Here is a 24,699-nt window from a genome sequence, read left to right as displayed (position 1 = left end):
TTGCTAAGATGTTAAATCGTTTTTACCAGCATAATGGATAGGATTCGTTGGATTAAGAGATTATTAGGTATTGATAAGGATTATAGTAGAGTTTCTCCTGTAAGGAAATTAAAGGTTAGTAAGATCCTTGTTACCCTTAAAACATCAGGTCATTATGCAATGTTAGCAGGTAATTTTGACCTTGAAGCACATTTACAGCAGTACCCACCTTTAGAATATGGCTTTGATGAAACAAAATATAATTTACGTTTTGATCCTGATAAAATAATTTACATATTGGGTTTATTAGGCTCTATTCCTGCCAGAAATAAAGATTTGATAAGAGAGGATGGATTTGTACCCATCAATACAATTATGCTCAATCAAAAAGTTACAGATTATAGATTCTATCTGGATTATTTGGAGCTTACAGGCGTGATAGAATGTGACCCTCATTATCTGCCAAAAGTTCATTCAAGGGGCTATAAATGGGCTGAAAGATATAATAATTCAAAACCCAAAATACACTATTACAGAAAGGCATTTGACAAGAAAGGCAACTTAAAAATGATAGACCCAATATATGCAAAAAAAGATAAATCGACTGGTAAAGACGAAAATACGTTACGCAACTATCCATACTTGGCATATTGGTACGAACAAAAGAAAATAAATATTGACTATACTAAAGCTGAACAGTATGCAGACCTACTTTTAAATAAAAAAATTGAATTGGGAGAAGATAGTTGGGATTTGAATAAAGATACTGGTAAAAAGAAGCACCCGAACGACCAATACAGAGCTATTCTATACAATCTAGAAGCACTCAAAATTTATGATTTTAAGGCACAGATTGACAATAATGTGCATCGCCTACATTCTGTATTAACTAATATGCAAAAGGATTACAGGAGCTTCTTAACATATGATAATCAACCGTTAGTTGCTATTGATATTAGCAACAGCCAACCTTATCTTGCTTGTTTATTATTCAACCCTGAATTTTGGAGTGAAAACTCAAAATTACCAATAAACCTTTACACCCTACCTGATAATATCAAACAACCTTTCTTATATAGAAAATCAACTGGAGAATCCCTCTCCATTATAATGGGAAATTTGCTTCAAGGGTTACATGCTGATATTTTCGATGAATATAAAAGCATTGTGGCATCGGGGCAAATGTATGAAACAATAGCACATTGGGTCAAAGATGAAAAAAATATAGAGATAAGCCGAGATAGAGCAAAAGTAGCAATGTTCCAGATATTATTCTCAAGCAACAGACATAACCCCGAGGATGAAAATTATTGGCTGACTAAGTATTATAAAGAGAAGTTTCCTGCTGTAATGCAAGTCTTTAGGATAATAAAGATGGCTATCGCAGGGTTGAATGAAGAAAAGCCATACGCACGTTTAGCATGTTTATTACAAGCAATAGAAAGTGAGATTATACTTCATAGGTGCTGTAAGAGAATATGGGCTGAAACAGACCGACAAGTGCCAGTTTTTACAATACATGATTCAATTGCAACCACCGCAGGTAATGAGGGCTATATATTCAATATTATGATGGAGGAACTGGCAAAATGTATAGGAGTAGAACCAAAAATGAAAATTGAATATTGGAACTACCAAAATGAAGATTTAGATAATGAAATTATAGAAAGAATAATCCCTAACCTCAACTAACCTTACAAAAATCGTAACATAGCCCAATAAAATTAGTAATAAAGGCATATTGGATTTTGTGTGTTTGAGCATAAGATTGCTTATATTCCTACCTTTTTTGAGTAATAAAAGAATACACCCGTACAGTTATTATGCTATATATTTAACTGTATATACTGTGTATTTGAGTACTCCATAGACTATAACTAACCCTAGCCCTTTATTGGTAAAGGCGACTAGCCCCCACAAGTTTAACTAAAACTGAAATAATATGACAAATAATGCTGCTAACGTGTTAATTTGGATGCTAATAATCATTATAGGCTTTCTTATTCGATGCCTAATCGCTTATATCCAATCTAGGAATAAGAAATAATCCTGATAACTGAATTACATTCCATTATGATGGGAAAAATATAGTCCACGCCTATGTTAAGATTTTATTATCCTTGAGATGGTTTAATAGTCATCAAGAATTTATATTTTTGTTGAAACTATAATAATCATTGCCTATGGATAGATAAATTCGAAACATACATATAGTGCATTTGCATTATTATTCGTTGGTTCAAAAAATCACCACTTTTAACAGCCACAACGATAATAAGTAAATGTTCATGCTATTGGGCGTGGACTTCTTATTATGGCTTGGTGTTGTGGTGATACCGTTGAACTAATAAGATAGTATCACGCCTCTTTTATTAAAAAAAATAATTATGACAATCGAAAATTTCTTATTATGGTGCACTATCGCTTTTATTAGCTTTTTATGTAGTTTACCAAAAATCAAAAATAAAGATGATACATTTCTTCATTTACTTTTTTCAATATTATTACCACCAATCGCGCTTATTTACTTTGCTTCTAGTTTAATTAAAAATTCATTATCTCCTGAAATAAGTATATCAGAGAAAAAGCAAATAAAGCTATTAGAATATTATACTCCCCTTATTAATGAACTAAAAAAAGAATATCAATCTATGATTATAATTCAAAATGCCGGAGACTATATTAGATTTGGAGAAGAAAATGAAAAAGAATTTTCTTGTTTTATATTAAAAGAAATGGAGTATTACTATGATGTAACATGGGAATTTAAAAAGGATCAGAAAGTAATTCATTCGCTAGCATGGTTATTCAGAAAAACAATGAATATTAACAATATAATGATTGATATTTCAAATAAGATTCGTGTAACAAAATTAATCGAAACTGAACGACAGCAATTCATTCTAAAGAAAGATTCTACAATGACTGTTGCTGAGTTTAAGGAACGAGCTAAAACTTCTAAGTTGAACATTCACAAGTCACCTAAGACTGGTGCTTTGTTTATGACCAACGATGCAGGTAATGCCATTGGCGGTGCTAGCAGTAAGTTTGAAACTGCTGAGGGTATTGCTAATCCTGTTGTTAGCCTAGTTGCTAAACCTGATGCTCCAGAGGATTGGTTTTATCTGTTGCATGATTCAGATTTATATAAATAAACAGATGATTACAATGGAAGCTAATAGAATAATCCTACTTGAATTATATGAATGCAAAGAAATTTTTGATCTAAGTTGTGACCCAATTGAGCAATATTTTGAAAAACACACAAACATGCCTAAAATAGAACCGGAATTATCATTAACTAAATGGTTACTGAAAAATAATTCATTGTATTTAACAACATTATCAGGTCATGAAATTACAGATTATAATAAATCTGTTTCTTTATCTACTTATTTTGGCAATGTTGATGAGGTTATGGCTAATTGGTTTACCGGATATATTACTTTGCAATTAAGACCACATCGTATTATGTATAAACCATATTTCCTACCAGACAAGACAGTATTTCAGCGAGAAATATATTTATATTTTTCAGATGGTGTTTTAAGTAGTATAAAACTGAAAGAATATAATATTGATAAAGATTCTACTGAAAGGATATTTAAATTGGAATATGAAATAGCAAAAGAAGAAATGTACTATGAAATAGCAACTGATGATATAATATCTAAGCAAAATCTAATACCTATTTTATATTCTAAACATTTAAGGCAAATGGATAATGATATGGATTATGAAGAAGATCAATTGCCTTTTTAAAAAATAATAATTGTAATTATACATCTAATTTAGATGTACAAAATAAATAAAATTAGTATTAACCAACACATAGTGTGCACAAAAGTGTGTACAATATTACGATTGAAATAAATTTAAGTGAAAATGTATTGATAAATGGTTGACTTTGTGTGGTTTGAAAAGTGGTATTTTTATATAGAAGCTTACTTTCCAGGCGTGCCTCTTCAACCACTCGAGCACCTCTCCAAAACTATTGTGGCTGCAAAGATAAAATTATTTTTCCAATCCAAACAGCTTTATTGCATTTTCTGTCGTTATTTCTCCTACATCGCTTGTATGCAGGCCAAATATTTCAGCCAGTTTTTCAGCAATCTTTATTGTATACGACGACTCATTTCTCCTGCCGCGATAAGGTACAGGAGCGAGATAAGGCGAATCGGTCTCAATGATTATTTTAGATAAATCGACCTGTTTCAGAACAGTTGACAATGTAGAATTCTTAAACGTAACAACCCCGTTGATTCCCAATAAAAAATTTTTCAGCCCCAGTATTCCGGCTAATTCGTCCTCACTTCCTCCAAAACTATGAAATACCCCTCTCAGCTTTTCGGGACCTACATTCTTAATACATTCTACACATTCCGGTATCGCATCGCGTGAATGTATGGCTACCGGCAAATCATATTCTATACTCCAGCGAAGCTGTTCTTCGAATACCTGTTTCTGTTCGTTTTCATATGTTTTATCCCAATAGAGATCCAGTCCTATTTCACCAATAGCGATATAGGAACGTTTAGTAAATTGCTGTTTAATAATTTCCATCTGAGAAAGCCAGTCCTCTCCTACACTTGTAGGATGTAATCCCATCATGGGAATGCAATAACCTGTATATTTGCCGGCTATATTATGCAAACGCCCTATTGAATCCACATCAATATTCGGAAGTAAAATATTTTCTACTCCCGCTTGTTTTGCTCTTAGAATAACTTCTTCGATATCGTTGTCAAATTCTTCAGAATAAATATGCGAATGTGTATCAATTATTTTCACGTTCTTCTTTCTCTTTTTCGTCTTTCCTCAGATAATATACGACTCCATATTCCTTACACCTCTCTAAACGTTCCCTGGCCGGAAGATTTGCGAATGCCGATTCAATCTGGTTCCACAATGTTGACAAAACATTGTCCATATCTTTCCTCTGTTCACTAAGTACATCCAACTGGCGCGTGGTCGTATTCTGATATGTTTTTTGATTAAAATAGGCGTCCTTAAACTGTGAAAAAGCTACATTTACCCTTGCGATAGTAGGATTATAGATAGGAGCTCCTCCCTGTCCCAAACGGGCTTGCTCTCCTTTCATAAGACTATCTCCCCAATATAGCAATGCATCATTACTCGTTAAATCGGGTACCGTGAAATTATCCGGATCGATATTATAAAGTTGCTTCTGCTCTTTTTTTATTTCGTTACGGATAACACACAAATTCATAACCTGTATAAAATGAGAGATATACAATCTGGCATTCTTTACCAGTTTCTGAAATTTCCTATTCGATGCAGCCTGAGTCTCAAGGCTATCGCGGTAACGAAGCTGTGCGTTCTCAAAGTTACGCAGCATTAGTTCCATCCTGCGGATATCAAGAGATATGACACCTTGTCCGAAAAGGGAATTATGCTTTTCGATTGCTGCTTTCAACGCCTTTATTCGTGCATTATCTGTATTTGGCAAACGACGATACGGCATAGTAGTTAAGGGTTAAAATTTAAAAATTCAAGATATTCGGGACGTCAGATTTTTCGCTAATTTATGCAATTCTGTCTTTCTATCATCACTTATACTGACTTTATCCAGACAGCCTACTGCTTTCTCATAATACTCACTGATAAGATTTTCAGACTTTGTTTTCAAGTCAAGCTTATCATATATCTTAGTTACTGCTTCTATTTTTTTATTTTCCTCAAAATCCGTTTTATCTATCCATGTCAGCAACTCTTTTCTGGTCAATGACTCGGTTAATGCCGTAATCAACAGGAATGTCTTCTTATTACAAAGTATGTCGCCGCCAATTTTCTTACCGAAACTTTCACTGTTTCCGTATACATCGAGCAGATCGTCCCTCAGCTGGAATCCCAAGCCTACATTGATACCGAAATCGTATAAACTATCCGCATCAGTATCCGAAGCACCCGCAACAATAGCCCCTTCCTTCAAAGCACAAGCCAATAACACAGCCGTTTTCAGCCGTATCATCTCCAGATATTCGGGGATGGTAACATCCAGTCGTTGCTCAAATTCCATATCATATTGCTGTCCGCAACAAATCTCAGTCGCTGTTTCAGAAAACAGGTCCAGCACACGAGGTAGTTCCTCCGATTCGGTCTTTGCTATTTCCTTATACGCCTCAATCAGCATTGCATCACCCGATAGCACGGCAGTATTATCATTCCATTTAATATGAACAGTCGGTTTGCCCCTGCGCATATCAGCCCTGTCCATCAAATCGTCGTGTAAAAGGGTAAAATTGTGGAAAACTTCTATGGCCAGCGCAATCGGCATAACACGTTCCACATCATCTTTATACAAATTATACGACATCAGGGCCAAGGCCGGACGAACCCGTTTTCCGCCTAAAGAAAGTATATAAGTTATGGGATCGAAAAGCGATTGGGGTTTGTTGGTATAGTTTATCTGAGTAATCTGAGCATTTACAATATCTAAAACCTCATCGAAGCTATATAGAGACTTCTTCATTTATCAACTGTTATTTATAATTACAATTTAATAATCTATAAAACGGAGAACTTATTCTTTTATTCGTGCACCCTAGCAAAGATAGTTTATTAACAACAAAAATCAAAATATTCTAAAATAGAACATTTTAATTTGAAATTATTCCTATTTTTATGGGTCATTAACAAAAAAGTGATTTTCTCGATGAAAAACAATTCCTTACTAATTATTCTAAGCATCCTCGCAATGCAGGCTTGGAGCCAAAACAAACAATCAGTCCAAAGTGTTAAAAAGACATCCGGAAATCCTATATTCGAAGGATGGTATGCCGACCCGGAAGGTATCATTTTCGATGACAAATACTGGGTTTATCCTACTTATTCCGCTCCTTACGACGAGCAGGTTTTCATGGATGCATTTTCTTCTACAGACCTGGTTAACTGGACCAAGTATGAACGCATCATCGACACATCAGCCGTAAAATGGGTAAAAAGAGCTTTATGGGCTCCGGCCATAATCAAAAAAGATAACAAATATTTCCTGCTCTTTGGCGGAAATGATATTCAGAATGATAACGAATACGGAGGTATTGGAATCGCCGTCGCAGATAAACCTGAAGGCCCGTTTAAAGATTATCTCGGGAAGCCGCTTATCGACAAGTTCTATAATGGCGCGCAACCTATCGACCAATTTGTCTTTAAAGATAAAGACGGCAGTTATTATATATATTATGGAGGATGGAAACATTGTAATGTCGCCAAATTAAAAGATGACTTTACCGGCATTGTCCCATTCGAAGACGGGACGATGTATAAGGAAGTAACTCCCGAAAACTATGTAGAAGGCCCATTTATGTTCATCAAAGACGGTAAATATTATTTTATGTGGTCGGAAGGCGGATGGACCGGACCTGATTATAGTGTGGCATACGCCATTGCCGACAGTCCGTTCGGGCCATTCAAACGTATAGGTAAAATATTGCAACAAGATCCGAATATTGGCAGGGGTGCCGGACATCACTCCGTGATCCACGAACCCAAATCCGATAAATACTATATTGTATATCACCGTCGTCCGTTAACCGAAACTGATGGAAACCACAGGATAACATGTATAGACGAAATGTACTTTGACGAAAACGGTTATATCAAACCTGTAGTGATTACAAATGAAGGTGTAGAAATCAACTCATTAAAATAAAAGTAAATTATGAAGAAAATGTTTTTTGCAGCAATCGCTGCTAGCCTGCTTTTTGTAGGATGTAATGAAAAAGCCCCTGTAGGAAAGCTTACGGAATCAGGCTTGGATAAGAAGAATTTTGAAACGGAAGTCAATGGAAAGAAAACAGATTTGTACGTACTTACAAATCCTGGAGGAATGGAAGTTTGTATAACAAATCTCGGAGGCCGTATTGTTTCCATTATGGTTCCGGATAAAGACGGGAACAAGAAAGATGTCGTATTGGGATTCGACTCTATTCAGGACTACATCAATATACCATCTAACTATGGTGCTATCATCGGACGTTATGGTAACCGTATCGGAAACGGAACATTTCAGATTGATGATGTAAAATATGATTTACCAAAGAATAACTTCGGACATACTCTGCATGGTGGTGACAAAGGATTCCACACCGTAATTTTCGACGCTAAACTTGCAGCCGACAATATATTGGAACTAACCTATCTGTCGAAAGACGGAGAAGAAGGCTTCCCTGGCAACCTGAATGTGAAAGTAACCTACATTCTTGGCGACGACAACGCACTTCAGATAAAATATGAAGCTGAAACAGATAAACCTACTGTCGTGAATCTGACTAACCATTCATATTTCAACATGGACGGCGATCCTACTTCTAAAAATACAGACTGGTTGCTTACATTGCATGCAGATCAATACACTCCTATTGATTCTACGTTCATGACTACCGGAGAAATCCTTACTGTAGAAGGCACACCAATGGACTTCCGCACACCGACTGCCGTTGGTGCAAGAATCGACGATGCGACTTTCACTCAACTGGTAAACGGTAAAGGATACGACCACAACTGGGTACTGAATACAGGTGGTGATATCAACAAAGTCGCCGCTACATTAGAATCTCCTAAGACCGGTATCGTATTAGACGTATATACAACCGAACCGGGAATGCAGTTCTATGCAGGTAACTTTATGCAAGGAACCGACAAAGGCAAAAAAGGTATTGTTTATCAACACCGTACAGCCGTATGTCTCGAAACTCAGAAATATCCTGATACTCCTAACAAAAAAGACTGGCCTACAACTACGCTTCGTCCGGGAGAAAAATATCAGAGCGAAACAATTTTCAAATTCTCTGTAAAGAAATAAGCTTTCATCTTATATGAAACAATGGGAAGCAGTCCGGATATCTGGGCTGCTTCTTTCTTTAACACACAAACTTACGTTTAATTAAAAAGGAGTGGCTAAAATATATCTAATGCGATCTGCAAATCCGCTTCATTATTAGCCGGATTAAACATACCCATTACCGACACGGGCAAAATATAGCTTCCAAACTTTAACTTCTTCGATGCTGTAACATTTATATTTACAATCCCCGCATCTTTTGCATAGAAATGCGCATCGGTACCGTCCTCCGGATTCAGTGCAAATGCTCCGGCAACCCCCAAATCCACATCTACTATACCTCCCCTGAGAACGGGATAATCCATAGACATATAAGTCGAATAAAGGTTTTTCTCATTCAAAGCCCCTCTGTCGCGCCCGAAAATAACCGTTGTCCAGCTAATATTCAGAGGGAAACTTCCCTGAAAACGGTATGCTACCGAGAGGTCCATAAAATGCACTGTATCCCGTGCACTGTAATTAAATACCTGCCTGTTGTTATATGTCGCGTTTTTCGAGAAATTATAGATATCCCACCACGCAACTGTAAACCCACTCCTGGAATATGACATGTAATAGTCGAATTCTTTGTAATCACCCGTAAATCCGGCACCGCCCCACAGCCCGACGGCAAAGCTGTTGCTTTTATCCTTAAGATGCAGGTCAACAACTCCTAAAGCGGTATTAGTCACCTGCAATCCTCTCCAAAGATGCATATTCTTCAACTGCAGGGGAAAATCTACCGGGGTGTACTTCTCTTCATCCTAAACAAGCAGAAATAATGACGGCAATAAGCAAAGGGATAATGCGAGAATTGTTAGTTTAAAGTATTTCATAATTAACTATTTGAAAGGTTAAAGAATGCCTCTACGAATTATTTAAGCAGCGAGAGCAATATACAATAAGGCTGCGAGCGATCCGCCACATATCGGCGCTACAACAGGCAGCCATGCATATCCCCAGTTGCTGTCCCTCTTACCTTTTATCGGTAATATAAAATGGGCAATCCGGGGGCCAAGATCACGGGCGGGATTGATTGCATAACCCGTTGTTCCACCTAACGACATACCGATGGCTACAATAAGGATTGCGACAGGCAATGGACCTGCTATTTCCGCACCGGCAGCGTAAAGAATGCCAAACACAAGAACAAATGTACCGACAACTTCACTGAAGAAGTTAGAGAACCAATTCTTTATAGCCGGCCCCGTACAGAATACCCCCAGCTTTGCATTCGGATTTTCTTCCGCATCGAAGTGTGGTTTGTACATAAGATAAACGATACATGCGCCAAGTATCGCACCTAACATCTGGGCTATAATATAGCCGGTAATACTGCCTTTGAAGCTGCCTACAATAGCCAGACCTATTGTTACGGCAGGATTGAGGTGAGCGCCCGAGAACGGAGCTGAAATGAAGGCTCCGACAAATACGGCGAATCCCCAACCGAAGGCGATAACGACCCATCCGGCGCTATTACCCAATGTTTTCTTTAAAGAAACGTTTGCACATACACCTGCACCAAAAAGTATAAGTATGGCTGTGCCAATGAATTCGAATAAAATATCTTGTCCCATGGTCTTAATTATTAAAAGGTTAATTTAGAGCCTGTTTAAATTTTCCACGAATATTTTTCTATGAATATTTTTTCAGTTTTTCTTCGTTCATTTTTAGTCTCTTTTTGTCTGATTTACCCTTTTGTTCAACTCCAATAGCCCGCTATTATCGTTTCTCAAAAGAATAAATCAGCCTGAAAATAGTCCTAAAAATTGGAACGGGCAAAATTTAAACAGGCTCTTAGTTCTGTATTATTTTAGCTTGCCAGCTCCCGGAACCGGATGAAGAACCCGGGACGAATCCTTCATCATGACCCGATTTAAAATAACGACTAATTAGTGTTGTGTTATCAAAATATGTTCAGTGATTTACTTCACCCACGATTGTGCGCGGTATATCGCTTCAGACCATTTTCTCTTAGCCAGATGCATATCCACTTTCGGATCGGCTTCGAAACGGGAATCTACATGCCATTGCTTCTTCACTTCTTCGATATTTTCCCAGAAGCCGACAGCCAATCCTGCCAGATAGGCTGCGCCTAAGGCTGTTGTTTCCGTTGTTTGCGGACGAATTACCGTTTGCCCGAGTACATTCGCCTGGAATTGCATCAACAAATCATTCTTCGCAGCACCTCCGTCCACTCTCAGCTCTTTCAATCCCACGCCTGCATCCAGGATCATCGCATTGATAACATCCATAGTCTGGTAAGCAATACCTTCGAGGGCGGCACGGGCGATATGGGCAGAAGTTGTCCCCCTGGAAATCCCTACGATCGTACCCCGCGCATACTGATCCCAGTACGGGGCACCCAGACCTGTCAGGGCAGGAACAAAATATACATCGCCGCTATCAGGTACCTGCATAGCCAGTTGTTCTATTTCGGAAGAGGAATTGATTACTTTAAGGCCGTCACGCAACCACTGAACGATAGCACCTCCCACAAATATACTTCCTTCAAGCGCATAGGTCGTTTTCCCGCCGATTTGCCATCCGATAGTAGTTACCAGGTTATTTTTCGATACAACAGGTTTTTCCCCGGTATTCATCAGGATAAAACAGCCTGTGCCGTATGTGTTCTTTACCATACCGGTATCGACACACATCTGTCCGAACAATGCAGCCTGCTGGTCTCCGGCAATGCCTGCTATCGGAACTTTAGACGCGAAGATCGTAGTCTTGGTATGTCCGTAAACTTCACTCGATGCGCATACTTTCGGCATCATACTTTTAGGGATATTAAACAATTTCAGCAAATCATCATCCCATTCCAGCGTATGGATATTGTACAACATGGTGCGTGACGCATTGGATACATCAGTGGCATGTACTTCTCCTCTGGTCAGTTGCCAGACAATCCATGTATCTACAGTACCGAATACCAGCTGCCCTTTATCGGCTTTTGCCCTGGCACCTTCCACATTATCCAGTATCCATTTCACTTTTGTTGCACTGAAATACGCATCCACGATCAACCCGGTCTTGTCTTTAATATAAGGCAGAAGTCCTTCGTTTTTCAGTTTATCGCAATATTCGGATGTCCTTCTGTCCTGCCACACAATGGCATTATAGACAGGATCGCCGGTCTCTCTGTCCCAGACGATGGTTGTCTCTCGCTGATTGGTGATACCTATCGCGGAAATATTAGTACCGTTGATTCCTATTTTCGTAATTGCTTCAGCAGCAACGGCAGCCTGCGAAGCCCAGATTTCACGCGGGTTGTGTTCTACCCATCCGCTTTGTGGAAATATCTGCGGAAATTCCTTTTGTGCAACAGAGCATATTTCGCCCTTATGGTCAAAGACTATAGCTCTTGAACTTGTAGTTCCTGCATCGAATGATAAGATATACTTTTCCATGTGGTTGATATTGATTAGGTTAAAAAAATTGTGTCCTTTTAAGGTCTCAGACCTATTTATTGCTTTTATATCTGCAACAGCAATAGTTAGTTATGACTAAAAATATTACATTAAATACTTTTTTTACTTACTTATCGGGATTATACGGAACAAGCAGGTAATGTTGCACCAGTTCTGTCCACCACATCTTCGGCCATGTCGCGATATGACGAAAATTCCGGTCGCGTTTATTACTACTTTCGCCTGAAGGGTATATTCCTGTTTTCCTAATTCGTCATATACTTTCACTCCCGCAATCTTTCCGGTTTAGCTCTTAATCAAATTCGAAACTTTTTTTTTTCAAATAAAATAAAATATTTCGAAACCAACAAAATCAAAGTCCTCCAGAAAAACAGTATTTATCAAACAATACACAATCCAAATCCAGTTCATGAAATACAAAACGAAACTAATATCTTTCAAGTTTTTAAAATACTCAGTTCTTAAAAATTTTCATATCTTTGCAATTGGTAATTGTAATCTTCAACTTGAAATATGGGAAATATAGCTAAACGACATAAATTCATACTGGAACAGCTGAAGCATGACGGCTATGTAAAGGTTCAGGAGCTTAGCGAGAAACTAGAGGTTTCGGAAGTTACGATTCGTAAAGATTTAAAATATCTCGAAAGCAAAAAAATGCTTTATCGTAATCACGGAAGCGCCAGTAGCCTGAGTTCTATCATTGCTGATAAACATATAGATGTGAAAGAGAAGATGCAGATGGAGGAAAAGACAAGAATTGCCAAAGCCGCCAATAGCCTGCTTGAGCCTAACGATAAAATAATCATAGCTTCCGGCACCACTCTGCTCACTCTCGCAAATGAGATTAACGTCGATCATAACATCACCGTTATCACTTCTTCGGTAAAAGTATCCCTGACCCTGTGCTACAACCCGAATATTGAAATAGTGCAACTGGGCGGTAATATGAGAAAGAACTCTGTTTCGGTCATTGGCCACTATGCCGAAAATATACTGGAAAGCCTGTCTTGCAACAAGCTATTCCTTGGCGTGGATGGTATCGACCTCGATTACGGATTGACTACCAGTGATATGAGCGAAGCCCGCATAAACCAGCAAATGATAGACGCGGCACAAAAGATAATCATACTGACCGACTCTTCAAAGTTCGGCAAACGAGGCTTCTGCAAAATATGCGATCTGAACAAGATACACCATATTATTACAGATACCAACGCGCCTGCTCACATCATAGATATGCTCCGTGAACGCGACATAATGGTCACTCTCGTATAAGGATACCTATATCATTCAGCATTACGCGGCATATTTTCGCGGATAACGGAATATGATCGATGCTATTGCCGCAAGTCCTATCAGCAAAGGATAATACAGATAAGGTACAATCTGCACAGGGCTCACATTAGCCAACCCTGCAGCTATAAGCAATTGTGCCCCGTAAGGTATCAGGCCCTGAACAAAACAAGAGAAAGTATCGAGCAGACTGGCTATTTTCCGGTTATCCAAATCGAACTTATCGCTGATATTCTTGGCTATCGGCCCGCTTATAATCAGGGCGATGGTATTATTCGCCGTGCAAAGATTGGTTAACGAAATAAGTCCGGCGATAGAAAATTCAGCGGAACGCTTCGACCGTATATTGCGGGTCATCTTGCCTATCAGCCAGTCGACTCCCCCATTGAAGCGTATCAGTTCGAACATACCTCCCGCCATCAGCGATACAATAATCAGTTCTCCCATATCCACGACGATACCCCGGCTCATGGCCGCAGTCCAGTCCCATACGCCAAAGCCGCCTGTTATAAGACCTATCACACCCGAAAGAATAATTCCCAAAGCCAGTACGACCATCACATTAACTCCCACCAAAGCTGTAATCAATACAGCCAGATAAGGCAGCACTTTTACCCATTCTACCTGCTCTGCCGAAACAGAAGCTCCGCCGGTCAGTTCCAGCCCCTGATAAATATAAAGCAGAAGCACCAGAATGACAACAGGAAATACAATGCGGATATTCACCTTGAACTTATCCTGCATCTGGCATCCCTGCGTACGTGTAGCCACAATCGTAGTATCGGATATGAAAGAGAGATTGTCTCCGAACATAGCCCCGCCAATCACAATTCCCAGCATCATAGGTAAATCGAGTCCTGCCTGAGACGAGACTCCTACTGCAATAGGCGCCAAAGCGGCAATAGTTCCGGTAGATGTACCCATAGACATGGATATGAAACAAGCTGCAATAAATACGCTTGCCAATATAGATTGCTCCGGCAAGAGATAGAGAAGCATATTCACCGTAGCGTCCACCGCCCCCATTGCCTTGGCTGTACCAGCAAATGCTCCCGCCAGAATAAAGATAACAACCATCAGCATAATGGTTTCGTTCGCTGCACCACGGCAAAACTGGGTGATGCGGTTTGCCAGCTTCCCTCCTTTCGAATATAAGACCGCGACCATGGATGCTGTCATAAAGGCTACCGAAACAGGCATCTGATAAAGGTCTCCTGTGAAAATAAAGGTAAGGACATACAGCAGGAAAAACACTGCCAACGGCATCAATGCCCAGCCTTTTGAGTGATACCACTTTTTATCTTGATTCATTTGTTCAATCTTTTTTAATAACCGGATGCAAAGATAGCCTTTTTCAGTTAACGGTCAGCAATTAACAGTATTCTCACACTGGGACGCCAAGTTACAAAATCCGGTCCATCATTTATAATCCATCTCTATATTTACATTTATTAACTACATTTAGTTAAAAAGTAACAAAGGTAACAGATATATCAGTTAACAGTCAACAGTAAGCAGTTAACAACCCGTATCTTGTATCTCGTATCTTGTCTACTCGTAACTTGTAACTGCCCGAAGGGCGAAGCAACTCGTAACTATATCAAAAAAGTAACAAAGGTAACAACCTTTTCAGTGAACAGTAAACAGTAAACCAACTTGTAACTCGTAACTGCCCTAGGGCGCAGAAATAACATTCGCCGAAGCGAAGGCGAGGCAAACTTGTAACTATCAAAAAAGGTAACAAAGGTAACACTATTTACAGTCATCAGCAACAACTCGTAAGATGTAAAACTTTGCGTCTTTGCGTGAGACAAAACAAAACGCCCCCCGCTGGCGCGGACTTCCAGTCCGTGTCTTGTTGACAGGGCAAAAATGTTTGCTACGCAACACACAGACGAGACGTCTGCGCGAGCAGAGTATCCTTTTTGATAATCCGGCTCACATCCGCATAGTATAGATAAAACATCTTTAATATCTTCAGGGATAAAATGATAAAAATGATTCAATCAACGTAAACAAAAACAAAGGGCATAAAGGCACACAATTACTTATGCACTTTACGCCCTCGATAATATTGACCGACTAAACTTAATTCATATCACGATCCCCATCCCCAGGTGTGTATACCGGAGAGATCTCTCCGGCTTCATTATTTTCATCTTCATTCTTATACCAGTTCACCTTCCGCAAAACGTACATCACTATGGCAAGGGCGACAAATAATCCGACCGCGCCGAATAACAAGGCCATATTTTCCTGTTGCAGGATAATATACAGATAAGCGTAAAGCACTGTAAGGAAGAGTCCCATAATAGCTGTCTGTTTCACATTACGGAACATGGTGGTGGAATAGGCCGTTATCAGCAATGTGGTTGCCGCCCCCGAAATCAGGTATGAAAGGCCAAAGCCAAGATGCTCTGATATAGCCAGCAATAAGGTATAAAACAACACCAACGCGCAGCTGACAAGCAAATACTGCACCGGGTGAATCCGCTTCTTGCTTAGTAATTCTACAAGGAAGAAGACTACAAATGTAAGGACGATAAACATTATTGCATACTTCACCGAACGCATTGTCATCTGGTATTTATCTACCGGATACCGTAAGTCTACACCCAAAGAAGATGTTTTGATCACCTCGTTATTCCCCGTCCACATCTGCACATAGTTGCGATTATAATCGAATACATTCCAACTGGCATCAAATCCCTCATTATTAATTACACGGTCGGCAGGCAAAAAATCCCCATTGAAAGAAACCGTACTCCACGACGACTTCAGATGAATGCGATTCTCCTTTCCTATCGGGGTAAAATAAAGCCCTCCACTACCGTTCAATCCAAGATTGAAGCTAAACTCATAACTCTCTACCGACGGATCGACAGGCATACCGATTGTCACACCCGAATCGATAAGCGTGTTGCTTTTCACACCGGGCTGTACCGGCAGTGACTTTCCATTTACATTAAACTCAATCTTATTCCTTACTCCCTGCAGGTATGGAATACCAATTAATACAAAAGCATCCTGCCATATCACCTGTTCCTCTTTTATATTCAGTTTCGCATAATTGGGCAGGCTAAACTTTCCACTGATTTTCATATCCGACTGATACACCAGCGTATGAAATAATGTGCGCGCACGCTCCTCCGCAGTGATATTGCCGTCTACACGAAAATCATCGGGAAGGTAGTAAGAGTAAGCGATAAGCGGATTACCGTTTTTATCGATACCGCTCTGATAAGGCAGTACCAGTACAGGGCCTGTCAATTCCTGCGCTCCTCCCCATTTGTTCACAATATCGTCCTGAGCCGCCTGCTGATTCTGCTCTCTTTCTTCAATCAGGCTTCTTATCATAGTAATAGGTAGCAGCATTACCGCTACAAGGACAGCGACGACAACGATTTTGACGATAAGCATGTCTACGTTTGTTCCAAAGTTTGTTTTCATAAGTTCTAAGTTAATATTTAAATAAAAGTTCTTTGAATTTCAAAGTATATTAATAAAAAATTTTACGGTAAAGGATTTATTAATTTTTCAAGCGCATCGATATGTTCTTTAAACAGCTTTCGTCCCAATGGGGTAACCTGATAAGAAGTATTAGGTTTGCGTCCTATAAACTGTTTCCTGACCTCAATAACCTCTTCTTTCTCCAATGCTTTGAGATGACTTGCCAGATTACCGTCGGTAACATCAAGCAACTCTTTCATCGTATTGAAGTCCACGCTGTCATTTACCATCAGTACCGACATTATCCCCAGGCGTACACGGCTGTCGAAGACCTTATTCAATCCTGATATAATATCTTTCATATTCAACCGTTTTTAGCAGACTTCATGTCATATTTATAATAGATAAGGATACCATATACTATATGTAAAACTCCGAATCCGACAGCCCAGAATATCAGGTCGTAGCCTACTACTACAGCAGCAACCAGCCCGAGTATGATTTCACATGCTCCCAATATTTTCACATCGCGGTATGTACGCGCCCCTGCTGCGATAAGTCCCAATCCATAGAATATCAGCATGCCGGGCGCTACCAGATAGGCGACATGCTTATATATAAGGATAATGCAAAACAGTCCGCCAATTACCAGTGGAACACAAAAATCCTTCGCTATCTGCAAGGTTACAGGCTGCCAGAGTTTCGCATTGCTTAACTTTGCTTTCCGGGCAGACAATGTCAGTCCGGCCGTTACGGCAGAAATCAGTACCACGGCTGCAATGAGGATAAAATCGTACAATAGTGAACCGGTAAATGTAAACCGCCCTTCGAGGACAAGGTATGCCACTATTGCTCCTACAATAGCGGATGTACCTGCCAATACACCTGACATACCGCTTATAGACAAGAACTTGCTCGAGCGTTCCATCATGGAACGTATATGTTTTATATCATCCAGATTTGTATCCATAGCATTTTACTTTGAAACACAAAGTAAACTGTTATATTTGAGATATGCAATAAGCTGTGTAATATTTTTTCAGGAAACAAGCAACCGATATAAATTACCCGGCAACTTGCCATACAAGAATAACCCTCCTATAAAAACCGTAAGTTTGTATAGCGCAAAGCAGTTATTAAAATGGTGATGGATAAAGCCGTTACTCTTTCAGTAACTTATCGAGAAACTCATCAAATTCGCGGTCAAACTTTTCCATCAGGTCGTTGTCTATTTTCACGACATCGTCTTCACTGATAAGCAAAAGTTCTTCTATCACAACAAAATTCTCATCGGCATAATTGACAGAGAAAGGTTTGAACAAATCCAGAGAAGAAAACATATTTTCTTCATCCAGTTGCTCAGTCACCTTACGCAAGACGGATATAACCTTTTCATCAGGCAAATCATCGACTTTGTCTACCCAATTGAAGATCACGATCTCGGCTACCTTGTTTTCCTCGTCGTCATAGAACGCTACTTCCCCACTCTCTTTATCCACAGTGATAAAGATATCGGTCAGAGAACTGCCTTTATAATCCTTCGCCAGACTGTCGATAGCTTCTTTAAAAGTATCCTTGATTAATGTTGATGTGTCTCTGTTTGCTCCTGTTCCCATGAGGCATAATGGATTTAATTTTCACAAAGTTAGAAAAATATTATAGTAATCCAGCTTTCTGCCGCTTCTTTTTAGGCCAAACGCATCAAAACCACAAACCCTCATCCGTAGTTTGATTTTTTTTATAACAGGATGACGGATAAATCAAAAAATTATCCCTATTTTTGTCAAAATCATACATCATCCACTTCCTGAATGAACAATAAAAACCGTTTTCCGCTATGCATATAACGACGGAAACATATAGAAAAAACACAATATCACACGCCATTTTTCTTCCTGAAAATTTGGCGCTTAATTATATTTTACTAGAGAGAGAGAGAGAGAGAGAGAGAGAGAGAGAGAGAGAGAGAGAGAGAGAGACTAAGCCTTAGTATTACCTTTCCGGCGATCCTACACATTCTATACGCGCGCGCATTCAATGCATCGCTGAATATATATAACACACAACCAAATCCCGAACCGTCAGATTTATCCCGTGCTGCCAGGCAGGGTGGTTCTGCATTGTATTTTCCCACACGTTATCCCGTTACTTTACATCCCTGTATTCCCGGGGCTGCCAGGTTCCCTAAGTTTTTGCTTACTCTGAGAAACTCTGAGTACCTGCTGAGCTACATGGGGGTATATACTCCCGGTGCCTTCTCAGGGAAACTCAGTGTAACAATCCTCTTTACAACAAATATATGCAACACAATTTACCCAAAAACATGCTTTATGAAACCAAAGAAAATGAAAACCCTCATGCCGGCCTGTTTGCTGGCTGCGCTATTTGCGCTATTGTCAATGCCATCCTATGCGCAGGTAACTATCGGCGACGGTGTACCTCCCCAGAATTTTTCCGTACTGGAGATTTCCACCGCCGGTACAAAAGGGGGCTTGCGCCTGCCACATCTGACCACCGCCGAGCGTAACGCCTGGCGTGATTACTTTTTAGGAACAGCCACAACTAATCCTGCCAACCCCACGGGCAGCAGCAATGTCACCGCCGACGAATCGCTTAATGCTCCCGGGCTTGCCATCTTCAACACCGATACCAAATGCTATGAATACTGGAACGCCAGCCGTTGGGTCAGCCTCTGCGAAGGCAATTCGCTGATGGTCATCAGTCCCGATCCCTGCCAGAATGTGGCGGCTGACGGTACGGGTTGCGACGATGAATTTACCGTGACCGACCCCGACTGCCTCAACGGGCCGTTCACCATCATTATAGTGGCCGGGCAGGATTACGCCACGCTGACGGATGTAAACGAGGCTGACGGTATATTCCGCATAGCCTTCCAGCCTAACAACTCGATAAGCCAGCGTTCCGTGGTCGTTCGCGTAACCAGTAGTTGCACAGGTCTGTACAAGGACTTTTTGTTTTTACAGGATGGCCACGCATGCGATACGACCCTTGGTACAGCCCCTGAAATCACTTCCGTTCCTCCGGGAAAGAATATCGCATTCTGCACGGGCGGCGCTGTTTACCTGTCGATAGACGAAACGCAGATCACCGCTCCGGGTACGCTTGCGGACGTAATCTGGACACGTAATAATATCGAGGTTGCCCGCAGTGTAAATAACCTTGTTGTCACTCAGGAAGGAAAATACGATGTCTGGATGGGCTATATCGGCTGCAACCTGAGGGCCAATAATGCAGTGACCGTAACCAAAAGCGGTACAGGTGCCCCCCAGCCCGTAAGCATCGTAGTAAACGGTAACAATGGTATGGTCTGCGGCCCGGCCGGGACAACCAAACTGGTAGCCCTGAACCCGAACAGCGGCGGTACGGTGCTGTGGTTTAAAAACGGCATATTGCAGGACGGCACTAACGGAACAGACAATATAACGGGTACAGAGGTGACGGTAGGTATTGGCAACTGGTTCGCCGTGGTACAGGACGCGACCTGTTATTCGCGTCCGTCTGAAACGGTTGCTGTTATAGAAAATCCCAATTCGGGCGGTTCCCTTACCGAGCCTGTGATAGACAAAGGCGGCACATTCTGCGCGGGCAGCTCTATCCTGCTGTCCGTATCCGGCGGCAGTTACAACGCGGCTTATACCTATACCTGGTATGAAAACAATACGCAGATCGGCATGGGCAGCTCGGTGATGTACACCGTTCCGTCGGGCGTGACGAGCGTGGTCATCCGTTGCCGCGCCACCCAACCGGGCAGTTGCGCGCAGGAGGCGTTGGCCGTGGAGACAATCACCATCGGAACTATTCCCGCGCGGCCTGTTATCACGGGTAATACGGTTCTTTGCTCAGGTACGGCTACACTGAATGTTATCCCTTCCGGCTCGGGTAGCTTTACTTATGCGTGGTATAAAGATAACGCGCTGATCGGAACCACCCAAACGATCACCGTTACCTCCGGCGGCGACTACTATGCTACGGTAACGGATGGCTGTACCAGTCCTATGGCTCACCGCAACCTTCCCTACCTGACATCGGCAACGCCTACTGTAACACTTGACCGCAGCAATGTAAATCCGAACCTGAATGATATAGTGACCTATGCCGCAAGCATAGACTTTACTCCCGCTACAGGATACAACTGGATAATTACCAATGCCACCCTGCAATCGGGCGGCGGCAATACCCCTAATGCTGTGGTTATGTTTGATAATACAGGCGCCGCTGAAGTCCGGGTAGAGGTAACCAATGCCTGCGGAACGGGAGTGAATTCCCATGAAATAACCGATGTACAACCATTCTGTGCTACCATAACGAATGTATTCCCGAATACACTGACAGAAAAAAGTACAGTAGCCGGCACAGGCACAACATTGGGTTTGGTATCGGCGACTTTCTCTTCGGGTAGCCCTACACCGAAATACCAGTGGTATAGCAACTCTTCCAATTCAAATACAGGAGGTACCGCCATATCAGGGGCGAACACTGGTACTTACATTGCTAGTTCTACTTCGCCAGATACATATTATTATTATTGTGTGGTATCGGTCGATGGATGTCCCGGCACAATGGCATCGGGCGTATATAAAGTAACGGTATCCGAGAACCCTGCGACTATGGACCGTGGAGCCGGTACACTTAGGGGAAAGACCTGTTTTGATATAAACAAGTCGAATTGGACGACCGATTGCGGTCCGCAGTCTGCCAGGGAAACTGTTGCAACAGACTTTGCGACCCTGGGCCCTGTAACCTACACCTTTACTGCAGCGGCGAGCGGGACAAAAAGCAATCTGCGTTTCGTGGTGGTGGATACCGAAGGCTGCGTGGTATCGTATTCGGGAGGTAAAACGGGTACGATAGCCAATAATGAAGTCATCAACCTGACTGTAAATTACAAGACTACATTGAGTGAGGTCACAGATATCATCTACGGCCGTACCCGTGACCAGGCTGCCCTGGTTACCATCTACGCTATTTATAACGACGGAACGAAAGACGTATCTGTGCCGCTGCTGGTAAAAATACAGGACTGCGTTTGCTGCGGAGCTTTCGTTGCATCCGGGCAGTGGAAAGCCTTCATGTGCCATAACCTGGGAGCGGACGAAGGCCTTGACGCATATACTCCTGCTAAAGGACTGAATGGAGATTACTACCAGTGGGGACGCTCTACAGTCGTAGCTACCGTCGATACACCGGCCGGTGCTATCGCCGGTTGGAATACTACATACGCACCTAACGGCTCATGGTCAGACGCTTCAAAAACGGCTAATGACCCTTGCCCTCCGAATTATCGTTTACCAAAAAATTCTGAGTGGACAGGTGTTATCAATACCTCCCTGAATCCACAAACAATACCCCCCGGAGCTACATGGAACACAAGCGAGACAAACTTTAGTAGTGGGCGGAAATTTGGGCCTGCTCTGTATTTGCCGGCTGCCGGCTACCGCAACCCCAGTAATGGGCAGTTGAACGACCGGGGCAGCAACGGCTCCTACTGGAGTAGTACGGAGCTCAGTTCTAACATCGCGTACGGCATGAGCCTGTACAGTAGCGGCGCGAGTACGGGCTACAACGGCCCCAACCGCACGTACGGCTCTTCTGTCCGGTGTATAGCAGAATAACTCCGGTTTATTTGTCTATTTATCTATTCCTCCTCCTGCATTAAAAGCAGGAGGAGTTTAATAAATATCTCTGTACACCAATAGAGTGTTAGAAAGACACCCTCCTATAACTGAAAAAGACATAGAAAGCGGGAATAGGTATAAAATACTGATTAAATGTCAATTACATGCAATTTCCGTGAACCGGAGTTTTTCAGAAACAAGACAATGTGTAAACAAAGAAAAGAAAATCCGGGCTAACAGCTTGTAATAAAGGATTTTATCCGCTTTGCACTCTGGCAGGTTAATCATTATCCTGTAGGGGATTTGTTTTCCCTACAGGAACAAACGGGCGGGAGAAAGCCTGCACCCTCGTTCAGCATAGGCTCTGTCTATGTAGGGCTAAAAGCAAGAACTTTCTTTTTACCTTGACGCAGGCAAAGCCTACGCCAAAAGGCAGTAAAAAAATTTAATGTCGATAATATGCTGATCTATATAATGCTTTTATTCATAACACGGCTTAAAACGCCATGCGGGCGCAGCCACAGCAAAAAAGCCGTTATCCGCGACTACCTCCGGCGATGTGAACAAAGGGATGGTATGCAAAAGGTACACGCTCCCCCGACGGACGGGCGGTTAACCCAACTGATACGCCTGCAACGTGCAGGCAAGCGCTAATTGAAAGATATAGACGATAAGCCTGCCTATTAAATGATAAGAGATAAAGAACTTAAAACAATGAATAAAGCAGAAGAATAAATGAGACGTATATTTTTACTGGTTTTTACAACATTCACAATAGCCGCTGCCTACAGCCAGAGCGTGGAACTCAACTTCCCGCACTTTGCAGGGCAGAAGTGGCATTTCCGGGCATTCCGCGGTGAGGGAAAAGATACAATCGCTACCGGGACGCTCGACGGGCAAGGCAGGGCAAAGCTCGTTTTGCCGGACAGGATGAACGGTTTCCGGGGCATGACGCAGTGGCAGCTCACCGGTGGCGGAGGACTGGATATGATCTTCGCGGGCGGCGAGAATTTCTCGGTCTCCTGTCCTGAAGCCCAGCCATCGGAAGAAACGATTGTCTACACCGGTACGCGGGAGAACGTTTACCTGAACAGCCGTTACCGCCGCCAGCAGGATATCCTCGGCAGGATAGACGCCATGCGTATGGCGGCAGAAGCATATAAGGACAATAACGAATTACTTTCCATCTTTAACACAGAGCTACAGAATCAGGAGCAGGCTTATACCCTCCTGCAGGAAGAGACGGCAGCTAATCCCCTCTATGCGGCACGCTTCGCGCAGGTTGTGGATGTTACCAGGGGGCTGCCTCCTGTCCTGGCTTCCGGTCAGGAGGAAATAGCCGGGTTGCTGAAAGATTTCGTACTGGACAGATTAGACCCGGAGGCGCTTTACACCTCAGGGCATTGGGCGGGAGTGCTGGAGCAGCTTATGGATTGGTACAGCTACAAAGAAGAAAACCGCCCGGCATTTATCTCCGATATGATCCGTCTGGTCAACCGCATTTCTTCGGATGAAGCCTACGCGGCCCTGTGCGAAAAGGTAATCGTGTTTTGTGAAAAGAAAGGCTGGCATGACCAGCAGATAGAGTTTGCCTTCTTCCTGCTGAATGACGACCGTATAAAAGAACCTGAGGGAAAGGTTGCGTCAGTCTATACACTACTGAAGATAAGGAAGGGAAGTAAGGCTCCGGCTCTGTCGCAGGGCAAACTACCCGAAGGCAAAACCCTGCTGGTATTCTACGAATCGGGCTGTAATGCCTGCGAGAACGAGATGCAGCAACTGAAAGGCAACTATCCGCTCTTGCGGGAGAAAGGCTATGAAGTGGTATCTGTGGCGGCAGACAAGGACGAAGCTGTTTTTAAGAATACATCCGGGACTTTCCCGTGGAAAGCCAGATATTGTGATTTCCGGGGTTTTGGCGGAACGGATTTTACCACCTTCGGGGTTATCGGCACGCCGACCTTCTATGTGATAGACGGACAGGGGATTTTGCAGGGACGATACGCAAGGCTGGCAGACACGGGAATATTGAATTAGCAGGCTTAGAAATCTTCTGCATGAA

General features: G+C 41.9%; 20 protein-coding genes. 9 read left to right on the top strand and 11 right to left on the bottom strand.

Features of this window, described 5'->3' with window-relative positions; genetic code table 11:
- Positions 1-33 precede the first annotated feature (33 nt).
- From ACFO6W_RS00400 to ACFO6W_RS00390, 3 genes are all read left to right on the top strand, one after another.
- Positions 34-1,671 carry a hypothetical protein gene (locus ACFO6W_RS00400; protein ID WP_379993326.1) on the top strand — a complete coding sequence of 546 codons (1,638 nt, stop codon included), beginning with the start codon at positions 34-36 and terminating at the stop codon, positions 1,669-1,671.
- Positions 1,672-2,366: 695 nt separating this feature from the next.
- Positions 2,367-3,134: a hypothetical protein gene (locus ACFO6W_RS00395; protein ID WP_379993325.1), complete on the top strand. Its 768-nt coding sequence runs from the start codon at positions 2,367-2,369 to the stop codon at positions 3,132-3,134.
- Positions 3,135-3,147: 13 nt separating this feature from the next.
- On the top strand, positions 3,148-3,741 hold the full coding sequence (locus tag ACFO6W_RS00390) for a hypothetical protein (protein ID WP_379993324.1): 594 nt from the start codon (positions 3,148-3,150) through the stop codon (positions 3,739-3,741).
- A 252-nt stretch (positions 3,742-3,993) separates the two neighbouring features.
- Here ACFO6W_RS00390 and ACFO6W_RS00385 read toward each other — a convergent pair whose 3' ends face one another.
- The 3 genes from ACFO6W_RS00385 to ACFO6W_RS00375 are packed head-to-tail and all read right to left on the bottom strand — an operon-like array spanning position 3,994 to position 6,472.
- The gene (locus ACFO6W_RS00385; protein ID WP_379993323.1) at positions 3,994-4,770 is read right to left on the bottom strand and encodes a TatD family hydrolase; all 777 of its coding nucleotides are present in this window, start codon (positions 4,768-4,770) and stop codon (positions 3,994-3,996) included.
- Positions 4,757-5,464 (bottom strand): hypothetical protein, encoded by a 708-nt coding sequence (locus ACFO6W_RS00380; RefSeq protein ID WP_379993322.1) that lies wholly within the window; start codon positions 5,462-5,464, stop codon positions 4,757-4,759. The genes ACFO6W_RS00385 and ACFO6W_RS00380 overlap by 14 nt, the downstream gene beginning before the upstream one ends.
- 27 nt (positions 5,465-5,491) lie before the next feature.
- On the bottom strand, positions 5,492-6,472 hold the full coding sequence (locus tag ACFO6W_RS00375; protein WP_379993321.1) for a polyprenyl synthetase family protein: 981 nt from the start codon (positions 6,470-6,472) through the stop codon (positions 5,492-5,494).
- Positions 6,473-6,655: 183 nt separating this feature from the next.
- On the opposite strand from ACFO6W_RS00375, the gene ACFO6W_RS00370 reads away from it, so the two are divergent.
- Positions 6,656-7,651, top strand: a complete 996-nt coding sequence (locus tag ACFO6W_RS00370; protein WP_379993320.1) for a glycoside hydrolase family 43 protein — start codon at positions 6,656-6,658, stop codon at positions 7,649-7,651.
- A 9-nt stretch (positions 7,652-7,660) separates the two neighbouring features.
- Complete coding sequence (locus ACFO6W_RS00365; RefSeq protein ID WP_194223569.1) at positions 7,661-8,803, top strand: aldose epimerase family protein; 1,143 nt, start codon at positions 7,661-7,663, stop codon at positions 8,801-8,803.
- A gap of 95 nt (positions 8,804-8,898) precedes the next feature.
- Here the strand turns inward: ACFO6W_RS00365 and ACFO6W_RS00360 are convergent, their stop codons facing one another.
- From ACFO6W_RS00360 to glpK, 3 genes are all read right to left on the bottom strand, one after another.
- Complete coding sequence (locus tag ACFO6W_RS00360; RefSeq protein WP_379993319.1) at positions 8,899-9,537, bottom strand: hypothetical protein; 639 nt, start codon at positions 9,535-9,537, stop codon at positions 8,899-8,901.
- Positions 9,538-9,699: 162 nt separating this feature from the next.
- Positions 9,700-10,398, bottom strand: a complete 699-nt coding sequence (locus tag ACFO6W_RS00355; protein ID WP_379993318.1) for an MIP/aquaporin family protein — start codon at positions 10,396-10,398, stop codon at positions 9,700-9,702.
- A gap of 348 nt (positions 10,399-10,746) precedes the next feature.
- Positions 10,747-12,234, bottom strand: coding sequence for a glycerol kinase GlpK (glpK, locus tag ACFO6W_RS00350; RefSeq protein ID WP_379993317.1), 1,488 nt, complete (start codon positions 12,232-12,234; stop codon positions 10,747-10,749).
- Between the two features lie 534 nt (positions 12,235-12,768).
- Here glpK and ACFO6W_RS00345 point away from each other — a divergent pair.
- Positions 12,769-13,533 (top strand): DeoR/GlpR family DNA-binding transcription regulator, encoded by a 765-nt coding sequence (locus tag ACFO6W_RS00345; RefSeq protein WP_379993316.1) that lies wholly within the window; start codon positions 12,769-12,771, stop codon positions 13,531-13,533.
- 21 nt (positions 13,534-13,554) lie between these two features.
- Here the strand turns inward: ACFO6W_RS00345 and ACFO6W_RS00340 are convergent, their stop codons facing one another.
- From ACFO6W_RS00340 to ACFO6W_RS00320, 5 genes are all read right to left on the bottom strand, one after another.
- Positions 13,555-14,862: a Na+/H+ antiporter NhaC family protein gene (locus tag ACFO6W_RS00340; protein WP_379993315.1), complete on the bottom strand. Its 1,308-nt coding sequence runs from the start codon at positions 14,860-14,862 to the stop codon at positions 13,555-13,557.
- 777 nt (positions 14,863-15,639) lie between these two features.
- Positions 15,640-17,001, bottom strand: coding sequence for a cell envelope integrity protein CreD (creD, locus tag ACFO6W_RS00335; protein WP_379993314.1), 1,362 nt, complete (start codon positions 16,999-17,001; stop codon positions 15,640-15,642).
- Positions 17,002-17,063: 62 nt separating this feature from the next.
- Positions 17,064-17,363, bottom strand: coding sequence for a winged helix-turn-helix domain-containing protein (locus tag ACFO6W_RS00330; protein ID WP_379993313.1), 300 nt, complete (start codon positions 17,361-17,363; stop codon positions 17,064-17,066).
- 2 nt (positions 17,364-17,365) lie between these two features.
- Positions 17,366-17,971, bottom strand: coding sequence for a hypothetical protein (locus ACFO6W_RS00325; protein ID WP_379993312.1), 606 nt, complete (start codon positions 17,969-17,971; stop codon positions 17,366-17,368).
- 190 nt (positions 17,972-18,161) lie between these two features.
- Complete coding sequence (locus ACFO6W_RS00320; RefSeq protein WP_379993311.1) at positions 18,162-18,617, bottom strand: hypothetical protein; 456 nt, start codon at positions 18,615-18,617, stop codon at positions 18,162-18,164.
- A gap of 714 nt (positions 18,618-19,331) precedes the next feature.
- Between ACFO6W_RS00320 and ACFO6W_RS00315 the strand changes: the two genes are divergently transcribed.
- From ACFO6W_RS00315 to ACFO6W_RS00305, 3 genes are all read left to right on the top strand, one after another.
- Positions 19,332-22,634 (top strand): fibrobacter succinogenes major paralogous domain-containing protein, encoded by a 3,303-nt coding sequence (locus tag ACFO6W_RS00315; protein WP_379993310.1) that lies wholly within the window; start codon positions 19,332-19,334, stop codon positions 22,632-22,634.
- Between the two features lie 462 nt (positions 22,635-23,096).
- Positions 23,097-23,291 (top strand): hypothetical protein, encoded by a 195-nt coding sequence (locus tag ACFO6W_RS00310; protein WP_379993309.1) that lies wholly within the window; start codon positions 23,097-23,099, stop codon positions 23,289-23,291.
- 81 nt (positions 23,292-23,372) lie between these two features.
- Entirely contained in the window at positions 23,373-24,674 is a 1,302-nt protein-coding gene (locus tag ACFO6W_RS00305; RefSeq protein ID WP_379993308.1) for a redoxin domain-containing protein, read from the top strand.
- The last annotated feature ends 25 nt before the right edge of the window (positions 24,675-24,699 follow it).

Source organism: Dysgonomonas termitidis (assembly GCF_042654545.1).
Lineage (GTDB): Bacteria > Bacteroidota > Bacteroidia > Bacteroidales > Dysgonomonadaceae > Dysgonomonas > Dysgonomonas termitidis.
This window is presented reverse-complemented; position numbering and strand designations above follow the sequence as displayed.

What these genes read in the sequence shown, in the direction of transcription:
- ACFO6W_RS00315 (WP_379993310.1), top strand. Translation starts at nt 19,332, where the DNA reads ATGAAACCAAAGAAAATGAAAACCCTCATGCCGGCCTGTTTGCTGGCT.
- ACFO6W_RS00305 (WP_379993308.1), top strand. Translation starts at nt 23,373, where the DNA reads ATGAGACGTATATTTTTACTGGTTTTTACAACATTCACAATAGCCGCT.
- ACFO6W_RS00330 (WP_379993313.1), bottom strand. Translation starts at nt 17,363, where the DNA reads ATGAAAGATATTATATCAGGATTGAATAAGGTCTTCGACAGCCGTGTA.
- ACFO6W_RS00340 (WP_379993315.1), bottom strand. Translation starts at nt 14,862, where the DNA reads ATGAATCAAGATAAAAAGTGGTATCACTCAAAAGGCTGGGCATTGATG.
- ACFO6W_RS00310 (WP_379993309.1), top strand. Translation starts at nt 23,097, where the DNA reads ATGCTGATCTATATAATGCTTTTATTCATAACACGGCTTAAAACGCCA.
- ACFO6W_RS00325 (WP_379993312.1), bottom strand. Translation starts at nt 17,971, where the DNA reads ATGGATACAAATCTGGATGATATAAAACATATACGTTCCATGATGGAA.
- ACFO6W_RS00380 (WP_379993322.1), bottom strand. Translation starts at nt 5,464, where the DNA reads ATGCCGTATCGTCGTTTGCCAAATACAGATAATGCACGAATAAAGGCG.
- ACFO6W_RS00345 (WP_379993316.1), top strand. Translation starts at nt 12,769, where the DNA reads ATGGGAAATATAGCTAAACGACATAAATTCATACTGGAACAGCTGAAG.
- glpK (WP_379993317.1), bottom strand. Translation starts at nt 12,234, where the DNA reads ATGGAAAAGTATATCTTATCATTCGATGCAGGAACTACAAGTTCAAGA.
- ACFO6W_RS00355 (WP_379993318.1), bottom strand. Translation starts at nt 10,398, where the DNA reads ATGGGACAAGATATTTTATTCGAATTCATTGGCACAGCCATACTTATA.
- ACFO6W_RS00375 (WP_379993321.1), bottom strand. Translation starts at nt 6,472, where the DNA reads ATGAAGAAGTCTCTATATAGCTTCGATGAGGTTTTAGATATTGTAAAT.
- creD (WP_379993314.1), bottom strand. Translation starts at nt 17,001, where the DNA reads ATGAAAACAAACTTTGGAACAAACGTAGACATGCTTATCGTCAAAATC.
- ACFO6W_RS00400 (WP_379993326.1), top strand. Translation starts at nt 34, where the DNA reads ATGGATAGGATTCGTTGGATTAAGAGATTATTAGGTATTGATAAGGAT.
- ACFO6W_RS00320 (WP_379993311.1), bottom strand. Translation starts at nt 18,617, where the DNA reads ATGGGAACAGGAGCAAACAGAGACACATCAACATTAATCAAGGATACT.
- ACFO6W_RS00370 (WP_379993320.1), top strand. Translation starts at nt 6,656, where the DNA reads ATGAAAAACAATTCCTTACTAATTATTCTAAGCATCCTCGCAATGCAG.
- ACFO6W_RS00365 (WP_194223569.1), top strand. Translation starts at nt 7,661, where the DNA reads ATGAAGAAAATGTTTTTTGCAGCAATCGCTGCTAGCCTGCTTTTTGTA.
- ACFO6W_RS00360 (WP_379993319.1), bottom strand. Translation starts at nt 9,537, where the DNA reads ATGCATCTTTGGAGAGGATTGCAGGTGACTAATACCGCTTTAGGAGTT.
- ACFO6W_RS00395 (WP_379993325.1), top strand. Translation starts at nt 2,367, where the DNA reads ATGACAATCGAAAATTTCTTATTATGGTGCACTATCGCTTTTATTAGC.
- ACFO6W_RS00390 (WP_379993324.1), top strand. Translation starts at nt 3,148, where the DNA reads ATGGAAGCTAATAGAATAATCCTACTTGAATTATATGAATGCAAAGAA.